This is a genomic window from Extibacter sp. GGCC_0201 (assembly GCF_017566055.1).
Lineage (GTDB): Bacteria > Bacillota > Clostridia > Lachnospirales > Lachnospiraceae > Extibacter.
Map to the genome: position 1 here is coordinate 1 of NZ_JABFCH010000093.1, position 279 is coordinate 279.

At 54.1% G+C, this 279-nt stretch carries 1 protein-coding gene; it reads right to left on the reverse strand.

What is annotated here, in order from left to right:
• Nucleotides 1–279, reverse strand: a 279-nt coding sequence (locus HJV72_RS18875) for a C39 family peptidase (RefSeq protein ID WP_208073392.1), incomplete at both ends; no start/stop codon positions are given.

Below are 279 nucleotides of genomic sequence, written 5' to 3' on the forward strand. Positions count from 1 at the left end.
GCTGTAATTCCAGTAAGTACAATATAATGGCCGCTGCTCCCGGAAATCGTGTTCTCTGCGCAGATTACAACTGCCAGTCTGCCTTTTCGCAGCTTCTGAACCACGTAATCCATCCGCTCCCGTCTGACCCGTTCCACGGATAAACCCCAGTGTTTCGCCGCATTGGAAGGGAAGCTGTGGCTGGTTCCCTGACCGGGGACATATTCCCCGTTTCCCATCGCAAACGCGGCTGTCATCTGCGGCGTCACATCCTCCCCTGTCAGAGTTGAAATCACGATT